The organism is Bacillus sp. REN10 (assembly GCF_016820555.1).
Lineage (GTDB): Bacteria > Bacillota > Bacilli > Bacillales > Domibacillaceae > Bacillus_CE.
On the sequence record NZ_JADHDW010000001.1, the window covers coordinates 44,584 to 62,356 of the forward strand.

A 17,773-nucleotide genomic window follows, 5' to 3' on the forward strand; every position below is an offset into this window, starting at 1 on the left:
GGGTGTTCATGATTGTGACACTCCTTTTCGTTTCATATCCCCCCAAGCTTTTTTCTTAAAAATGATTTGAAAGAAGCCTTCGACACGGAAGAAAGTGATCAATGGTCGATACCAAAAGGATTCAAACAAACTTGAAAGAAATAAGTGAATAAAGTCCTCTAACTTCTCGTACCGGCGAAAACTCCATTCTTCCAATAAAATAGAAAACATTGACAATAGAGAGCCCAATAATAACACACAGAAAAAGAGGGCCAGTGAGTACTCGATGTGCATGCCCCCCAACAGAGGGCCGAGTAAAATAATCATATATCCCATCATTTCAACAAGTGGTCCTAGAAGCTCAATAAATAAATAATAAGGAAAACTAATCAAACCAATTTTTCCATAGCGGGGGTTGAACAACATTCGCTTGTTATGCCAAAGACTTTCAAATAATCCGCGATACCAGCGATTTCGCTGTCTGCGCAAAACAGACAACGTTTCAGGAGCCTCTGTCCAGCAAACGGGCTCCGGTATATAAGCAATTTTCTTATTTAATTGATTCTCTTTGATATATCGATGAAGACGAACCACTAAATCCATGTCTTCACCCACTGTATTTGTACGATAACCGCCGATTTTGATGCAATCTTCTTTAGAGAAAACCCCAAATGCCCCGGAAACAATTAATAACAGATTGCGAGATCCGAAGCCGATGCGACCAAATAAGAAATCCCGTAAATATTCAATCACTTGATGAACCACGACCCTATTTTTACTCAATGCCACGCTTTTTAATTCCCCGCGTTCAATGACACAGTCGTTAGCAATTCGTACGCTTCCACCGCTAGCGATAATGTCATCCCCTGAATCAATAATTGGTTTCATAATTTTAACAAAAGCCGTCCGTTCAATAATGGAATCCGCATCTAAGGAACAGAAGAAAGGATATTGTGCCAAATTCATTCCGGCATTCAAGGCATCTGCTTTCCCGCCCGACTCTTTATCCATTAAAAATAAATGGGGATAAATTTTGGATTGATAAATTTGTTTCACGGGCTTAGAGTCTAAGCGCTTTCTGTAATAACTAGTGACTGGCTGCAGTTCAAATGCATCGATCATCGTTGGCAATGTCGAATCAGTGGACCCATCATTGATCACAATGATTTCAAATTCTGGATAGTCAACCGTGAGCAAGGATCGTACCGTATCGACAATCCCTGTTTCTTCGTTCTTTCCAGGTACTAAAATAGAAATGGGTTTCGTGAATTCAGAACGCAAATGCTCATCATAAGGCTCTTCAAAATCTAACAGATGGGTTTGCCGGATTTGTTTGATCGAAAAGAAAAACAACAGCATCATAATCAAAATAATGGCGATGGTATAAAAGAAGATCACCTGTGAAAACAGATCTACGATTATGCGCAACCATTCTAACATCCTATACATTAAAAACTAATCCCCCTTTCTAATCGTTCTTTTGCGGCATCTCTTGCAAAAGCATCTTCACTGAATTGAGCAATTTGTTTTAATTCAGCTTCCCCTGTTGGGTAGCTGAGTAAAGCATTGGCAGCCGCCCGGCGAACATACCATGATGAATCCGTTAGCCACTTCTTCAAATAAGGAATACATGCCTCGTGATGATGGAGCATACTTAACTTAGCTAACCACATTTTTTTAGGCCATTGGTCGGTTTCAAAATGAGGGAGCAACGGTGTCATATCCGATAAATAGTGAAGCTGATAAAGAGCTTTCATGGCTCGAATATTGATTTCCTTATCATTATAGTCTAGAAGTTTTATTAATAAAGGCTCATATTCACTCCAACCTTGCAGACCAATATACTCAATAGCGACATATTGGAGGGGAGTAGTTAAGCTTGGATAATTCTCGATTACTTTTTCAATAATTATTTCATGAGAGAGCCTTTTTAAAATATCAAAATAATAAAAATGAGGGTACTGTGCTTCTTCTTTGTTCAACAGGTCAATGACGCGCTCATCCTGAAAAGTAGACAAAATTTGCAAAATCAGGATGTTTTCCTCGTTTGTTGCTTTTGGTGACGAGTAATACTCATGTAAAAATGGTTGAAAGCTAGTACATTGAAACTTTTCAATTCGATAGAGTGTATTTAATCGAATAGCCATGGAACGACTAGTTAATTGCTTACGATATCTTTCAGCGAAGTAAGTTTCTGTCCATTCTTGAATGTGGCGTTCAGCGTTGGGATCATGAACGGTTTTTAAAAAGTTTAAAAAGAATTGCTCAATTGCTTCGTAAATGAACTTCTTTGATAAATTGGCTCGTATCTCCCACTTTCCGGTAGACAAGAGGGTAAATAAATATTTTTCATGTTCCTTGAGCCAATGGGCTTGTTTTTTCGCTGTTTTCAAGCGTTGTTTCTTCATATAAACAAGAGAGCTAAAAAAAGTAAAGAGTGAGAATAACAGGATCACAATGATATAAAACAAGATATCGATGGGGATAGACACCATAATCAACGTTCTCCTTCAATGATTCTTTTTAATTTCGTCAACAGCTCATCGATCGAGAAAGGTTTCATAATATGGTCAGAAAGATCGTAGGCGAGCAATTCAATTAACTCTGAATCATTGCTTCGATTCGTTAATGAAAAAACTGAATATTGATGTTTCGGATAGGATGCTCTTAGTTTTTTCATAAATTCCACTGCACCGATTTGGGCTGTTTTTGTATCAATAATGAGCAAGTAAGGATCATAGCTGCGACTCCAAGCAGAAGAGAAGAACTCTTGTCCATTATTAAACGATTGAATCTCAAATGTATACCTTCTGCTTGTTAAGCGTTCTGCGTATTTCATCAGTAATTTTTTTGTAAAGGCATCATTTTGAAGAATGGCTATTCTATATGTTTCTTTTTCCTCTTCATTTAATACGTGGACAAATGGAGAAAAGGTAAGTGCTCGTTCCTTGCTTACGGCTATGTTTGACAGCTCCAACTGTAGTTTCTCGATGAATGAGTCGAGTGTATGCGCGGGTAAAAACATTTCGGCTCCGACGATTCTTGCTGAAAATTCTTGTTGATAAGATGTTTGGATTCGATCAAATACACTCGCTAGCATCTCTTGTTTCATATTAAATAAAATGAGAATAAATTGTCCATGACTCCAGCGGATGATTAAATCTTTGCGGCGCAATTTCTGCTGAAAAAATTGAACAAATGCTTGTTCCCCCTCTCTTGTTGTCTCGTCGATTTGGCATAAAGCAACAGAGAAAAGGTAATTTTTTTGCCGCTCGTCCGATAGACATTGCTGAATAATGAACGGTAGCATGGAACGCGAATACGCTCTTGTGGTGAAATCGAACATTGGTGATTGGAAGGCCCGCCTCATGTCCAATCGCTTTTGTAACTTTTGTTTCATCAACACTGATTCATTCATCATGATGGTTGCTGTTGCACCATTCGTTAGTGCGTCCGTCTCTTCTTGGGCAGTCGAAACAAAGGCAATCACTTCTAGATTGTGCTCGTGAGCTATTTGAAATAATTCTTGATCAGATGGGATGTCCATTGGCAACGCTTGATGAGCATAGCAAATAGCCAAGGCCTGTTTGATGATTTCTGGATTATGTAATTGATTGAAGTCAATTAGGGTTACATTCTCATCCGTCCATTGAAGGGATGCCATTACTTGATGAGACAAAGGATCATTTAACCATAATATTTCTCTGGATTGCTCCATATGTACTATTGCATACAACTGAAAGGTGGTATGCAACTCCACCTCCTTACCTAAAAAGTATAAAAAGAATAGCCTATCTTTCTGTGCAAATTCTCAACAAAATCAATATAGTTCCATTTTCACAAATTATGAATGATTAACTAGAAACGGAAAATAAAAGGAGTATATTGATGTATTTAGATCATAACATTTTCATTAAAAAATTGTCAGATACTATTGAAAGAGGTAAACTTATTTTTGTGTGTACATTTTATTTGATAAATGAAGAAAGGGATTTTTATGTCTTCAAAGTTAATTAGAGGAACATTTATTTTAACACTCGGGACATTTATCTCCAAATTTCTTGGATTATTTTATGTCATCCCGTTTTATTCCATTATTGGAGAAGAGTCTGTCGCGTTGTATCAATATGGCTATGTGCCTTATACGATCTTTATTAGTATTGCAACGGCCGGTGTCCCGCTTGCGGTGTCTAAATTTATTGCGAAGTATAATTCATTAGGGGAGTATGCTGTCGGACGCAGGTTATTTAAGTCAGGGCTTTTACTGATGTCGCTCACTGGCGTTGTTGCTTTTGCGATCATGTACTTGTGTGCCCCGTTTTTCGCTAAGTTGGTCGTGTTAAATAAAGAGCAGCTATATTCATTACAAGATGTGACGTATGTGATTCGTGCGGTCAGTTTTGCCCTCATTATTGTTCCTTTTATGAGCTTGATGCGGGGCTTTTTCCAAGGGCATCAATCGATGGGGCCATCGGCTGTATCCACCGTTGTGGAACAGATTGCCCGCATTGCTTTCTTGCTTGTAGGCGCTTATGTTGTCTTGAATGTACTGAACGGCGATGTTGTTACGGCAGTTGGTGTGGCGACGTTTGCGGCCTTTATCGGCGCAGCCTTTAGTTTATTCGTGCTGTTTTGGTATTGGAGAAAGCGAAAGAAACATTTTGATGAATTGCTGAAACAAGATAAGGGAAAGGCACAAGTATCTCTTGTTCAAATTTATCAAGAAATTATTTTATATGCGATTCCATTTGTGTTTGTGGGGATTGCGATCCCTCTGTATCAATTGATTGATACAGTGACATTTAACCGTGCCATGGGCGCTGTTGGACAAGCGAAAAGCTCCGATGTATTATTCGGCATATTAAACTTCAGTGCCCAAAAAATCATGATTATTCCCGTATCTCTTGCTACCGCGTTTTCGATGTCGCTTATTCCGCATATTACGACTTCGTTTGTATCAGGAGACTTAAATCATGTGAAAAAACAACTGAATCAAACGTTTCAGATCTTATTATTTTTAACCATTCCAGCTGTTATCGGAATTATGTTGCTGGCGGACCCTTTTTATGCCGCCTTCTATGAACAAAGTAAGATCGGAGCAGACATTTTGTTTACCTATGCTCCTGTGGCAATTCTGTTCGCTATGTTTACGGTGACAGCGGCCATTTTACAAGGAATTAATGAGCAGCGTTTTACTATGTTTAGTTTACTGTTAGGTATCTTATTAAAGCTTACGTTAAATATTCCTCTTATTAAGCTATTTGAAACGGATGGAGCTATTTACGCCACCGCGATCGGATACGGCGCATCGATCATTGTCAATTTATTCGTTATTAAACATTATGCCAACTATTCGCTGCGCTCAATCTCAAGAAAAATCGCTCAAATCTTGCTGTTCAACTTGATGATGGCTTTAGCAGTCTTTAGTGTCTATTCGTTGATGTCACCTTTATTTAATATGGAAAGCAAGGTGCAAGCAACTATTTTAATTGGAATATGTGCAGTCATTGGAGCAGTTGTTTACTTTTTCTTAAGTATTCGAGCAGGACTAACTGATGTGTTATTCGGTTCGAAGTTGGATCGTTTAAAGAAAAAAATGAAACTGTCTAAAGCTTAGAAATAAGCAAAGAGGCTGACCCAGAAAGCAAACCATTTTGGGGATGCCTCTTTTTAATTGGGGAGGGAGAAGAATGATTGTTAGTTCACGGATAAAAGGTATGCTTATGGTGCTTTCTAGCGCTATTTTTTGGGGAGGATCAGGGGTTGTTGCTCAATTTCTTTTTCAACAGCAAGGAGTGAGTGTCGAGTGGCTAGTGGCGGTGAGACTCTTACTTACTGGACTTATTTTACTGGGCTTTGTTGCGATAAAAGAACGGGATTTGGTCTTTGCTGTTTGGAAGGACCGATTTAGTCGAGTGCCTCTGCTTTTATTAAGCATCTTTGGGATGATTGGCATGCAGTATACGTTCTTTGCGGCGATTGAAAGTGGAAATGCAGCCACAGCGACCGTGCTTCAATACTTGGCTCCCGTATTGGTTGTTCTCTATATGACGTTCCGCTCAAAAGCGAAACCGTCGATAAAGGAAATGGTCGCGGTTTTGTTATCGGTGTTAGGTACGTTTTTCTTAGTGACAGGCGGAAATCCGTTAGAATTGTCTATTTCAAGGAGTGCTGTGTTTTGGGGACTTAGTTCGGCTGTCGCTCTTGCTTTTTATACGGTCTATCCTATTGGACTGCTGAAAAGATGGGGAGTTCTTGTCGTGATCGGCTGGGGAATGACACTTGGAGGAATTGGTTTTAGCTTTGTGCATCCCCCATGGAAATACGAAGGGAGCTTTAGTTTAGCAACGTTTGCCGGTGTAGGGTTTGTTATTATTTTTGGCACGTTGATCGCTTTTTATTTATATTCAGAAAGTTTGCATTATTTAACAGCGTCGGAAACGAGTTTACTTGCTTGTGTGGAGCCGTTATCCGCTGTTTTTTTGTCAGTGATCATTTTAAATGTCGATTTCGGCATGGGTGAATGGATCGGAACGATTTGCATTATTGCGACCGTTCTTATGTTATCACGGTCGAAGAAGTAAGGGCTTTTTATTTATTAGGGAAAGCTAAATCAATGGAGGGATGATCATGAGGATTGATAAAATTTTGGCCAACCTTGGCTACGGCAGCCGAAAAGATGTGAAGAAAATCTTGAAATCTGGCAGTGTGACAGTGAATGGTGAGCTTGTGAAAGATGCTAAGCAACATGTGGACCCAAATCACGATCAAATCATGATTCAGGGGGAGGAAATTCATTATCGTGAATTTATTTACTTAATGATGAATAAGCCACAAGGAGTGATTTCAGCGACGGAGGATACTCGTGATGAAACGGTGATCGATTTGTTAGAACCGGAGCATATCGTATTTGAACCATTTCCTGTCGGCAGGCTAGATAAAGATACAGAAGGTCTTTTATTAATTACAAACGATGGACAGCTGGCTCATCAACTATTATCGCCGAAAAAACATGTGCCGAAAACGTATTTCGCAGTGATTGACGGCGAAGTGACGGAAAGCGACATCGAGGCCTTTCGTCGTGGGGTTACATTAGATGATGGCTATGAAACGAAACCTGGTGAATTAGTCATTTTAAAAAGCGGTCTTCGCTCGGATATTGAGCTGACGATTACAGAAGGAAAATTTCATCAAGTGAAGCGCATGTTTGAAGCGGTTGGCAAAAGGGTCGTTTATTTAAAGCGAATGTCCATGGGACCGCTTATGCTCGATGAAGAGCTAGAGTTAGGGGAATATCGAGAATTAACAGAAGAGGAAATCAAGTTATTAACGGATCGATAAAGTGAAACTTCAATTGGTGGGGGTCTAACAGCCCGTTCATGCGGGATAAAGAATCCCTCGCCTGTTTAGGCGAGGGATGGAAATATACAATCTTTAGTTTTTAAGAGCTGATTCGAACTTTCTTTTCCGTTGTTGTCCACTTGCCCCGACTCGGACTCACCACTAAGTCGTTGTAGGCTAACACATTCAAGTCACGTTGAATGGTGCGAGGAGTGATGCCAAATTCATCTACTATTTCTTGAGTTGAAACAGTCCCGTTTTCTTTAATAAACATATAGACTGATTTAATTCGATTTAGCATCCGATTTGTTGAAGGTTTCAAAAAACCACTCCCTCATCTTTTTTCCCAGAGGCAATCCAACAGACGACGGTGAACAGAGAAGTTGATGCTTCTCAAAATATATGTAATTCTTTTGCCGCAGACAGCTCCTTTGCAAAATAGTTTAAGATGTCTGACACTTACAGTTTACCTCATTTTATTCAAATTTTCTAGGAAAATGATTGATTTCATCATTATTTACATGATTTTTACCTATTTTTAACATAATCCGAGAGAAGCCCTCTTCCTCAAGGAGCGTGAAGGGCACAGCCCAGCGAGTAGGGAGAGGATGAATCGCGGTTCGGCACAGCCGAAAAGTGTTGGGTGGAGGACCTTCCGAACTTTGTCGAAAGAAAAAAGGATGACATTTTCCATTTGTTCTTGATGGGAACATACATTCGTTTTATAATGATGACAAAGGAGGGAATGGGATGTATCGCACGTTGAAAACAAGCTTTACCGCGTCAGCGTCCACGCTTCAACAGTTATTTCACCTACGTCGGATTTGCGGAACGATTTGGAATGACTGCGTGCAGCTCGCCCGGTATTATTATCGAATTCACGGCACATGGATCAACAAAAGTGACCTTCAATCGGAACTCAAAGGTTTGTATCCGCTTCACAGTCAGACGATCCAAGCGGTGTGCCACAAGTTTTTGCATGCCTGAGAAGGCGTCCGCCAAGCGCGAAAAACGAACAAGTCCATCCGCTATCCATCCAAAGAAAAATTCGTGTTCCATCCTAAATGGGTCGACAAAGCCTTCGTGTTGAAAGGACGGAAGTTGATCCTGAGCTTAGGAAGATGGCAAGGAAAACAACAGGCACCGCTCGTGTTGAAGCTTTCGTCAGTCCCCAATGGCTTAGTCAAAGAAGTAGAACTCGTCTATGACGGCCGATGGCATGCCTGTTTGTCGTATGAAGACGGCATCGAGCCCGTCCCCGTGTCAGATGGTCAGACAGCCGCGATCGATCCAGGAGAAATTCATACGATTGCCGCTGTTAGTACTCAGGGACAAGCACTGGTGATTTCGGGCAGAAAGATGCGCAGTGTTCATCAGTTGCGAAACAAAAAAGTGAGAGAACTGCAAATCCTCATGAGTCGGTGTCAAAAAGGGTCGAGGAAATGGCGTCAATACAATCGGGCGAAGAAGTACATTCTCTCCAAAAGCGAACGACAGCTAGGCGACCTCCTGCACAAGACGACCCGTGCTTTTGTGAACTGGTGCGTAGAACAAAAGATTGGTCATGTCGCTCTTGGCGATGTCGAAGGTGTTCAGCGACACACAAGCAAGCGAAACAAAAAGCGAAAACGCCTCCGTTCCAAACAAGTGAATCAGAAACTCAGCAACTGGAGTTTTGGGAAGCTGACCAAACAACTAGCCTATAAATTAGAAGCCGTTGGTGTTTCCTTATCGAAAGAAAACGAAGCCTATACAACGCAAGCATGCCCTGCTTGTGGAAAACGAAACAAAGTCCGTTCACGAAACTACCGATGTTCCTGCGGCTATGAACGGCATCGGGACATTCATGGTGCAGGGAATATCTTATCCCAGTATATACACGGAAAGTTTCGAGAAGTGATGTTGACGAACATCACGTATCTACGTCCTGTACAGGCGTAGTAGATGGGCAGAACCGCCCCAGGGGGAGTTGTTTGATTCTCCCTCTGTTGCTTACGGTGGCAGCAAGCCGTCGAGAGACTTCTTGCGTCAAGACCACTGCTTCCGTATGGGAGCGTTAGTCCCCAAGACAGACGAGGGTGTCGTATACGCCTATGGACATCGTCCAGCTTCTGATGTCTTGGGGATCGACAAGAAACCCCTACCTCAAGAGCGAAGCAATAGGTGGGGGAGGTTCATTAATGTTTATAGTAAAATTTAGTGTTGATTTGAACTCGTTAAAATAAAGCATCAAAAACATCAAAAAATTTATGGTCTCTTTCCTTTTCTTTTCGAGGGAATCAAGGGTAGAATAGGAATATATTTGTTTTTTGAAGGGAGTTTCTTGGATGACGGCGATTGATTGGATGTTGGAAGTAGAGAAGCGAAAGGATGATTTACTTCACGATTTGCAGTCGTTAATTAAAATTAAAAGCGTGCTGGATGAAGAAGGCGCAACAGCGGATGCCCCGCTTGGACAGGAAGTGAAAGAGGCGCTTGATTTTATGTTGGCGCTTGGAGAAAAGGATGGCTTCACTGGGAAAAACGTGGATAACCTTGCTGGACACTTAGAGTTCGGTGCAGGGGAAGAGTTATTGGGGATTTTATGCCATGTGGATGTCGTTCCAGAAGGTGATGACTGGACAATGGATCCGTTTGGCGGAGAAATTAGAGACGGCAAAATTTTTGGCCGCGGGGCGATTGATGACAAAGGGCCGACAATGGCTGCTTATTATGCGATGAAAATGGTGAAGGAGCTCGGCGAATCTTTCAATAAGCGAGTGCGAATGATTATTGGGACGGATGAGGAAAGCGATTGGCGCTGTGTAGATCGCTATTTTGCTACGGAAGAAATGCCAGCGATCGGTTTTGCTCCAGATGCAGATTTTCCAATTATTTTTGCAGAAAAAGGGATTGCGGATTTCGATATGGTGTTCTCACCTGTCCCGGTAGCTGCTAAACCGTCGGTAGATGTCATTGTTCATTCTTTTGAGTCGGGCCGACGTTACAATATGGTGCCAGACTACGCAAAAGCCATTGTAACGGTCAATGGCGGGCAAACGGAGTTATTGCAAAGTTATACTGATTTTGCGAAAGACAATGGTTTAGAAGGGCAGTATTATATTGACGGCGGCTTGCTTGTGTTAGAAATGAAAGGGGTATCCGCTCATGGAATGGAGCCGGATCTTGGAAAAAGTGCCGGTTTGTATTTAGCACAATTTTTAGCGAACCGAGAATTAGATGAAAAATCTGCTCCTTTCTTTCAGAAGACGAGCCGCTTTTTCTTCCAAGACTCTCGCGGAAGGGCATTAGGTATCCATTATCGAGATGACATTACAGGCGACTTAACCATCAATGTTGGAAAATTATTTTATAGTGAAGAAACAGGTGGACGTTTAGGATTAAATATGCGCTATCCTGTGACGTTTCCGCTAGCAGAGAAAAAGGCTGAACTAATAAACCGCCTAGAACAAGAGCAAATAAAGATCGACAATTTTTCCATTAGTGAGCCTCATCACGTGGAACAGGATCATCCGTTTATTCAAACATTGGCAAAAGTCTATGAAGAACAAACGGGGGAAAAGGCCGAGTTATTATCAATCGGTGGAGGTACGTATGCGCGATCATTAAAAACAGGTGTGGCGTACGGTGCGCTATTCCCAGGTCGAGCGGATGTCGCCCATCAAAAAGATGAACATATGTTTATCGAAGATTTACTAAAAGCGACAGCGATTTATGCGCAAGCCATTTGGGAGCTGGCTGTGGAAAAATAAAAAAAGCATGCAGGGGATCTCTGCATGCTTTTTTTGGAAATAAGCCGTGATTTCTATTGAAAAAGATCGCTCGACAAATAGCGTTCCCCCGTGTCACAAGCGATGCAAATCACAATATCGTCTTTTGTTAATGTTTTGGCTGTTTGAATCGCGGCATAACAAGCGGCACCTGAGGATGGCCCGACGAGAATCCCTTCCTCTCGAGCAAGTCGGCGCGTGAGATCGTAAGCATCTTCGTCTTCTATTCGATAAATATAGTCATACACCTGTTGATTTAATGTGTTAGGGATAAATCCAGGACTTGTACCGACAAGTTTATGTTTACCCGGTTTTCCGCCAGAGAGAACGGGAGAGCCTGCTGGTTCCACCACATGCACTAGCAAATTTGGGTAATGAGCTTTTAACACTTCCCCTGTGCCGGTAATTGTGCCGCCCGTGCCAGCGGTGGCGACGAATGCACCGAAATTCTTGCCAATTTGCTGGACACTTTCGATGATTTCCAGTGCCGTCGTTTTTCGATGAGCGTTTGGGTTGGCGGCATTATCAAATTGCATCGGGATAAAGCTATTCGGAATTTGCTTTGCTAGTTCTTCTGCTTTCTTAATCGACCCAGGCATCTTTTCACTTCCCGGGGTCAGTACGACTTCTGCCCCATATGCTTTCAGTAAATTAATCCGCTCTTTTGTCATTGTATCCGGCATTACAAGAATCGCTTTATACCCTCTCGCTGCCGCATTCATTGCTAGACCAATTCCGGTATTTCCGCTTGTTGGTTCAATAATGGTCGCACCTGGCTTTAATAGCCCTGCTTTTTCTGCTTCGATGATCATATTGAAGGCTGCTCTGTCTTTCACGCTTTTACTCGGATTAAAAAATTCTAGCTTCATATACACATCAGCTCCGTTTTCCGGATTTAGCCGATTTAATTTCACTAGTGGAGTATGTCCAATTAATTGTGCGATATTGTCAACAGTTTTCATGAAGGCTCTTCCTTTCTGCAATCGTTTATCTTTATTAATACCATATAAATCAGATAAATCCAATTTGTTTTTATTGTATTAGTGGAATGCTTGATGAATACACCGAATCTTTTGCATCATTTGTCGTAACTGTCTGTCCTTTGATAAAATATGAGTACATTGTACGATAAAGGAGGATGTATATGGGGCATCATTATTTTTTTGCACTCGCTTTACCGAAGCAGATTAAGAAGCAATTGCATCAAATGTTTCTTGATAGAAACCTGCCATTTGCCCGTGCGGTTCATGAGCAGGACTTGCATTTGACATTAGCTTTTTTAGGAGAGGCAGAAGAAGATAAGCTAGTAAAGGCCAAACAAGGTATGACTGAAGCACTAGATTCGTTTTCTTCTTTTGCTTTGACGATCGATTCCTTTGGTACATTTGGTCAGAAAGAGCAGCCGCGTATTTTTTGGGCAGGAGTGAAGCACGAACCGAAGCTTTATGAGCTGCAGCAGGTGGTAAGCGCCGCTTGCCGTGAAGCTGGTTTTCAGCTAGAGAGCCGGCCATTTCGGCCCCATATTACACTGGCAAGAAAATGGCGTGGAGAAGAGGCTTATCTTCCTCTAGCAGCGTTCTCTCCCATTTCATTTGCGATTGAAAAGGTAGTGCTATACAAAACGCATCTCGATCGCAGTCCTAAATATGAAGAAACCGATATCTTTTTAGTTAATGAATGAAAGGAATCATGATAAATGGCGCAGTTAATAAAGTTACAAGATTATATTTCGAGATATGAAATTGATTTATATAAGTATCCTTCCCACTTTGTCCGCTTAAAAAAACAACATTGGGAAAAGACGAAAGAACAATGGGAGCTAAATCGCTTGGATACTATAGAGGAGGATACACTGGAAGAATTGGACGAAGATTTTGTCCAAGAAGGGGTGTTACATAAAATCAAATCGATACTAAAGCGTTCCAAAGAGGAAGACGTAGAAGAGGAACTTGATATGAAAGAGCAGGAAGAAGATTCCTTATTTAATGTGGAGAATCTTTATGACGTACAGCATATAGACGAATTAAAACGAAAGTTTCTAGATCAACTTTTTCATTTTCAAGTGAAGTGGGCAAGCTCGACGATCCTCGAGAAATCATATATTGATTTTAACTACTTTCATGATGAGCGTTTGAAGTTCTTTTTGCAGCGGTTCCCGGACTCCTTTATGGTACTATATCAGCCTATTCTTCGGCTGAAAAATGCCCCAATGGAGTTGGACATTATCTTGCTGACCCCGACCGAAGCTTGGTGCTTGACTTTCTTAGAGGAAGAAGATCAAGCTGTGTATATTGGTTCCGCTGAACGGTTTTGGATAAAGAGATATGGGGAAAAGGAAGCGAAAGTATTAAGTCCGATGCTTTCTTTAAATCGAATGGAAATCGTGATGAAGCAGCTGTTCTTGCAGCAAGAAGTAGATTTTCCTATTCGTAAGGCGGTTATTTCTCGCAATGGCTTTATCGATTATCCGAATGCACCGTTTGATTTAGAAGTGATCGACGAACGGAGATTTGAAGAGTGGTTTACTAGGTTGCGCAGTATGAGTTCCCCGTTAAAACGAATGCAGTTAAAAGCAGCAAAAAGCTTATTAGATGTGGGACAAACGACAAGTTTTCGCCGCCCGGAATGGGAAGAGGACGATGCGTTTCTTTCTAAAGTTGAAGACAGTGATTAATAAAGGAGTTGTAAATAAACGATGGCGAACCGACCCTTTGAGGCTTATTTAGATCAATTACATGTGATCACCATGATTCTTCCTCTCCATTATTACAATGGCCAGTCTGAGCGTTTCTTTCTTGAGTTAGGTGCAGAAATGGTCGAACTTCAAGTGACGGATAAAGCACAAATAGAAGGTGGCGTAAAGTATGCTTGCTATACGCCGGTTATACCGGAATTTGGCCGTTCACATATTGTGCTCGATGAGCGGTTAATGCGCACGGATTTGCAAATTGGCGCTGTGATTCGTACAAGTGAATTTGATGATATGTTTTATTACGACGGTTCTGATTTAGGTGCCTCCTATACGAAGGAGTCGACTCGCTTTCGCTTATGGGCTCCTACAGCAACGGAAGTGTTTGTGAAATATCGCTTTCCTGATAGTGAGGATGTATTGTATACGAAAATGTTCCGTCGTGATCACGGTGTCTATGATGCGCTGATTCCTGGTGATTTAGCCGGTGTGCATTACCAATATCATTTACGGGTGAATAACCAGTGGAAAGAAGCAGGTGACCCTTATGCCAAGGCTGTTTCTGTGCATAGTGAGTGGTCATGTGTATTAGATGAGGAGAAGGTCGCTGTGCCTCGCTATTTGCTTCCGCCGTTTTCTTCGCCGCTCGATGCGATTATTTATGAAGCATCCATTCGTGATTTTTCGATGCATCCAGATAGCGGCATACAGCATAAAGGAAAGTATCGCGCGTTTACAGAAAAGAAGACGAGCGGACGTTTCGGTCAATCGACAGGTGTCGCTTATTTAAAAGAACTGGGGATTACGCATTTGGAGCTGTTGCCTTTTAATGATTTTTTCGGTGTATCAGATACACAGCCGCATGCGAATTATAATTGGGGATATAATCCGCTTTATTTTAATGTTCCAGAAGGAAGTTACAGTTCTGATCCGAAAGATCCGCACGCTCGAGTGATTGAATTGAAGCAAATGATCGAATCCCTTCATGAGGAAGGTATTCGTGTCATTATGGATGTGGTGTATAACCATGTGTATATTCGAGAAACTTCATCTTTTGAACGAATTGTACCAGGCTATTTCTTTCGACAAGATGAGTTTGGCCGTCCATCCAATGGAACAGGAGTAGGCAATGATTTCGCTTCTGAGCGGAAAATGGCTCGGAAATTCATTCTTGACTCGCTTCAATATTGGTTAACCGCATACAATGTCGATGGGTTCCGTTTTGATTTAATGGGCATTTTAGATGTTGAAACGATGAACGAAGCGAGAAAGATGATTGATCGTCTGAAACCTGGCTGTATTTTACTTGGAGAAGGCTGGCCGCTCAACACAGCTCTTGCGAAGGAAGTGAAAGCCAATATCGCCAATCAAGAGAAGCTGCCTGGCATTGCTCAGTTTAATGATTGGTTTCGAGACACGATTAAAGGCAGTACGTTTCATTTGTATGATCATGGCTTTGCGCTTGGAAAGGAGAGTCTTCATCATGAAGCATTTCAAGTGATGGGCGGGAGCATCGGCTTTGGAAATAGACAAGGGTTGTTTCTTCAGCCGGATCAGTCCATCAATTATGTAGAGTCTCATGACAATTACACTCTTTGGGATAAATTAGAAGCCTGCTTTCCAGGTGAAGTAGAATTAAATAAAAAGCGGCAGCTTCTCGCAACGGCGATGGTGCTGCTTTCTCAAGGCATTCCCTTTTTGCATAGCGGACAAGAGTTTTTTCGCACGAAGTTCGGGGTGGAAAATAGCTATACAAGTTCTGATACGATCAATCAATTGGATTGGAATCGCCAATATGAAAATCGATTGGCTGTTGAATTTATTAAAGGATTAATTCAAATTAGAAAGCATCATGGAGCCTTTCGATTGAAAAGTGCGCAAGCGATTCGCCACCACTTCATGAAAGCCGCTTCAGATGGAGGGTCATTAGTCTTATTACTAAGTAATGTAGAAGATTACGGAAAATGGTCTGAAATTTTACTTGTGTTTCATCCTTCTCCATATAAAAGCAAGGTCGTTTTACCGAGTCGCTCCTCTCCTTGGAAAATCATTGTCGAGAATGAAACAGCTGGTCTTTCCGTTTTACGGGAAGCAAGGGATCATTTAGAGTTACATCCGGTCAGTTTGCTTGTCTGTGTTCAATCAAATTGATGGAAAAAATATTTGCTCATAAGGCTTTCTTCTGGAAAATATCAATATATAGTATTGGTTGAAAAAGATTTATACAAGATAAGATAACGGGCATCCCAGCTGTTTTTCTTTCATTTCGCCCCATAGCCGAATCGATTATTTCGTGGTAAAATATAATACAACTATAATGATGGCCAAGTGATGGTAACGGGTTTATCAAGAAAAGATAGCTATTGCTTATACGTTCGATAGCTGTCTTTTTTGTTCATAATTATACGGACAGCTAAACGAAAATGAAGGTGAATGCAGTTGGAACATTTATTTGGACAAGAATGGGAAATCACTCCTGCTGGCGGAGTAACGGGAAAAGCTTACTTTGCCAGATGCGGTGGACAACAATTATTTTTAAAGAAGAACTCCTCTCCCTTTTTGGCCGTATTGTCTGCAGAGGGCATTGTTCCAAAACTGATCTGGACAAAACGGCTGGAAAATGGAGATGTTGTCTCCGCTCAACATTGGCTTGAAGGGCGGGAATTAAAGCCGCATGAAATGGTAAAGAGTCGAGTGGCCCATCTTATGTGCAAAATCCATTCTTCTCAGCCGTTGCTGTCCATGCTTGAAAGAATTGGAATGAAACCTTCCACTCCTGAAATTATTATGCAGGAGATTCAAATACGGTTAGATGAGGACACCTTGAAACATCAGGAAGTCCTATTGGGGTTGCAATTTTTACAGGAAAATATGACAAAGGTCGGTCATAATCATTACGTCGTTTGCCACGGAGATGTCAATCATAATAATTGGTTGTTATCGAAGGAGAACGAACTGTTCTTAATTGATTGGGATGGAGCGATGATTGGCGATCCTGCGATCGATCTGGGCATGTTACTATATAAATATATTGATAAACATGAATGGGAAACATGGCTTTCGGATTACGGACTTACCTTCACGCCCCATTTGGAATGGAGGATGAAATGGTATGTGATCGCGCAAATGCTCTTGTCCATTCAATGGGATAAAGAAACGAACCGGTTACCAGAAATGGAGATTGGTTTAGCAGATTTAAAGAAATTTCTAGTGTGAAAAAATAAATGAGGTGTGACTATGCGATTAAGAAATAAACCATGGGCCCGTGAGAAATTGGATACTCATCCACAATATGTAATAGCTAATCCAGCAGAGCATAAAGGAAAGTGGGCAGAAGTATTTGGTAACAATAACCCGATCTATATTGAAGTCGGGACGGGAAAAGGTCAATTTATTACGGGGATGGCGAAAGCAAATCCAAATATTAATTTCATTGGTATTGAGCTATATGAAAGCGTGATTGTCTCCGCGTTAGATCATTTAATTGAAGCGGAGTTACCGAATTTAAAGTTGATGAATGTCGATGCTAAAAATTTGGCGGATTATTTTGCGAAAGGCGATGTTGCTCGCGTCTATTTGAATTTTTCCGATCCGTGGCCGAAATCGCGCCATGAAAAGCGCCGATTAACATATAAAACATTTTTAAAGCTATATGAAGACATTATGCCCGATCATGGTGAGATTCATTTCAAAACCGATAACCAAGGGCTGTTTGAATACTCGCTGAAAAGCTTTTCTGACTACGGACTATTATTAACGTATGTTAGCTTAGATCTGCATAACAGTGATTTTGAAGGCAACATTATGACGGAATATGAAGAGAAGTTTTCGGCAAAAGGCCAAAGAATTTACCGTTCTGAAGTGAAGTATCGCTAAATATATAAAAAAAGCACTTAGATTTTTCGCGATGAGCTGTTTATCCAACAGGGAAAGCGGGAAATTCGAGTGCTTTTTATTTGTTGATAAAAACAGACTGATTAGTACAATTGTCAAA

General features: G+C 41.2%; 16 protein-coding genes. 11 read left to right on the forward strand and 5 right to left on the reverse strand.

Annotated elements, in window-relative coordinates:
• Positions 1-6 precede the first annotated feature (6 nt).
• From IRB43_RS00265 to IRB43_RS00275, 3 genes are read right to left on the reverse strand one after another with little or no spacing between them, the layout of a single operon-like run.
• Positions 7-1,419 (reverse strand): glycosyltransferase family 2 protein, encoded by a 1,413-nt coding sequence (locus tag IRB43_RS00265; RefSeq protein WP_481748100.1) that lies wholly within the window; start codon positions 1,417-1,419, stop codon positions 7-9.
• An 8-nt stretch (positions 1,420-1,427) separates the two neighbouring features.
• The gene (locus IRB43_RS00270) at positions 1,428-2,474 is read right to left on the reverse strand and encodes a HEAT repeat domain-containing protein (protein ID WP_203361435.1); all 1,047 of its coding nucleotides are present in this window, start codon (positions 2,472-2,474) and stop codon (positions 1,428-1,430) included.
• A 2-nt stretch (positions 2,475-2,476) separates the two neighbouring features.
• Positions 2,477-3,733 (reverse strand): response regulator, encoded by a 1,257-nt coding sequence (locus IRB43_RS00275; protein ID WP_203361436.1) that lies wholly within the window; start codon positions 3,731-3,733, stop codon positions 2,477-2,479.
• Positions 3,734-3,976: 243 nt separating this feature from the next.
• Here IRB43_RS00275 and IRB43_RS00280 point away from each other — a divergent pair, with 243 nt between their 5' ends.
• The 3 genes from IRB43_RS00280 (at position 3,977) to IRB43_RS00290 (ending at position 7,320) form a co-directional block, all read left to right on the forward strand.
• Positions 3,977-5,596, forward strand: coding sequence for a putative polysaccharide biosynthesis protein (locus IRB43_RS00280; protein ID WP_203361437.1), 1,620 nt, complete (start codon positions 3,977-3,979; stop codon positions 5,594-5,596).
• A gap of 73 nt (positions 5,597-5,669) precedes the next feature.
• Entirely contained in the window at positions 5,670-6,563 is an 894-nt protein-coding gene (locus IRB43_RS00285) for a DMT family transporter (protein ID WP_203361438.1), read from the forward strand.
• A gap of 46 nt (positions 6,564-6,609) precedes the next feature.
• Positions 6,610-7,320, forward strand: a complete 711-nt coding sequence (locus IRB43_RS00290; RefSeq protein ID WP_203361439.1) for a pseudouridine synthase — start codon at positions 6,610-6,612, stop codon at positions 7,318-7,320.
• Between the two features lie 100 nt (positions 7,321-7,420).
• Here the strand turns inward: IRB43_RS00290 and IRB43_RS00295 are convergent, their stop codons facing one another.
• Positions 7,421-7,642, reverse strand: a complete 222-nt coding sequence (locus tag IRB43_RS00295; protein ID WP_094834295.1) for a DeoR family transcriptional regulator — start codon at positions 7,640-7,642, stop codon at positions 7,421-7,423.
• Positions 7,643-8,070: 428 nt separating this feature from the next.
• On the opposite strand from IRB43_RS00295, the gene IRB43_RS17740 reads away from it, so the two are divergent.
• The 3 genes from IRB43_RS17740 (at position 8,071) to pepV (ending at position 11,072) form a co-directional block, all read left to right on the forward strand.
• Complete coding sequence (locus IRB43_RS17740; RefSeq protein ID WP_238941724.1) at positions 8,071-8,307, forward strand: hypothetical protein; 237 nt, start codon at positions 8,071-8,073, stop codon at positions 8,305-8,307.
• A gap of 36 nt (positions 8,308-8,343) precedes the next feature.
• The gene (locus IRB43_RS00300; RefSeq protein WP_343070784.1) at positions 8,344-9,261 is read left to right on the forward strand and encodes an RNA-guided endonuclease InsQ/TnpB family protein; all 918 of its coding nucleotides are present in this window, start codon (positions 8,344-8,346) and stop codon (positions 9,259-9,261) included.
• Positions 9,262-9,647: 386 nt separating this feature from the next.
• Positions 9,648-11,072, forward strand: coding sequence for a dipeptidase PepV (gene pepV, locus IRB43_RS00305; RefSeq protein ID WP_203361440.1), 1,425 nt, complete (start codon positions 9,648-9,650; stop codon positions 11,070-11,072).
• Between the two features lie 53 nt (positions 11,073-11,125).
• On the opposite strand, the gene cysK is transcribed toward pepV, so the two are convergent.
• Positions 11,126-12,052, reverse strand: coding sequence for a cysteine synthase A (gene cysK / locus IRB43_RS00310; RefSeq protein ID WP_203361441.1), 927 nt, complete (start codon positions 12,050-12,052; stop codon positions 11,126-11,128).
• 182 nt (positions 12,053-12,234) lie between these two features.
• Between cysK and thpR the strand changes: the two genes are divergently transcribed.
• The 5 genes from thpR to trmB all read left to right on the forward strand — a co-directional run bounded on the left by thpR (position 12,235) and on the right by trmB (position 17,655).
• Positions 12,235-12,771: an RNA 2',3'-cyclic phosphodiesterase gene (thpR, locus tag IRB43_RS00315; RefSeq protein ID WP_238941725.1), complete on the forward strand. Its 537-nt coding sequence runs from the start codon at positions 12,235-12,237 to the stop codon at positions 12,769-12,771.
• A gap of 15 nt (positions 12,772-12,786) precedes the next feature.
• Positions 12,787-13,764, forward strand: coding sequence for an NERD domain-containing protein (locus tag IRB43_RS00320; protein WP_203361443.1), 978 nt, complete (start codon positions 12,787-12,789; stop codon positions 13,762-13,764).
• 21 nt (positions 13,765-13,785) lie between these two features.
• Positions 13,786-15,930, forward strand: a complete 2,145-nt coding sequence (gene pulA / locus IRB43_RS00325) for a type I pullulanase (RefSeq protein WP_203361444.1) — start codon at positions 13,786-13,788, stop codon at positions 15,928-15,930.
• A 288-nt stretch (positions 15,931-16,218) separates the two neighbouring features.
• Positions 16,219-16,995: a phosphotransferase family protein gene (locus IRB43_RS00330; protein WP_203361445.1), complete on the forward strand. Its 777-nt coding sequence runs from the start codon at positions 16,219-16,221 to the stop codon at positions 16,993-16,995.
• A gap of 21 nt (positions 16,996-17,016) precedes the next feature.
• Positions 17,017-17,655: a tRNA (guanosine(46)-N7)-methyltransferase TrmB gene (trmB, locus tag IRB43_RS00335; protein WP_203361446.1), complete on the forward strand. Its 639-nt coding sequence runs from the start codon at positions 17,017-17,019 to the stop codon at positions 17,653-17,655.
• Positions 17,656-17,773: the final 118 nt, after the last annotated feature.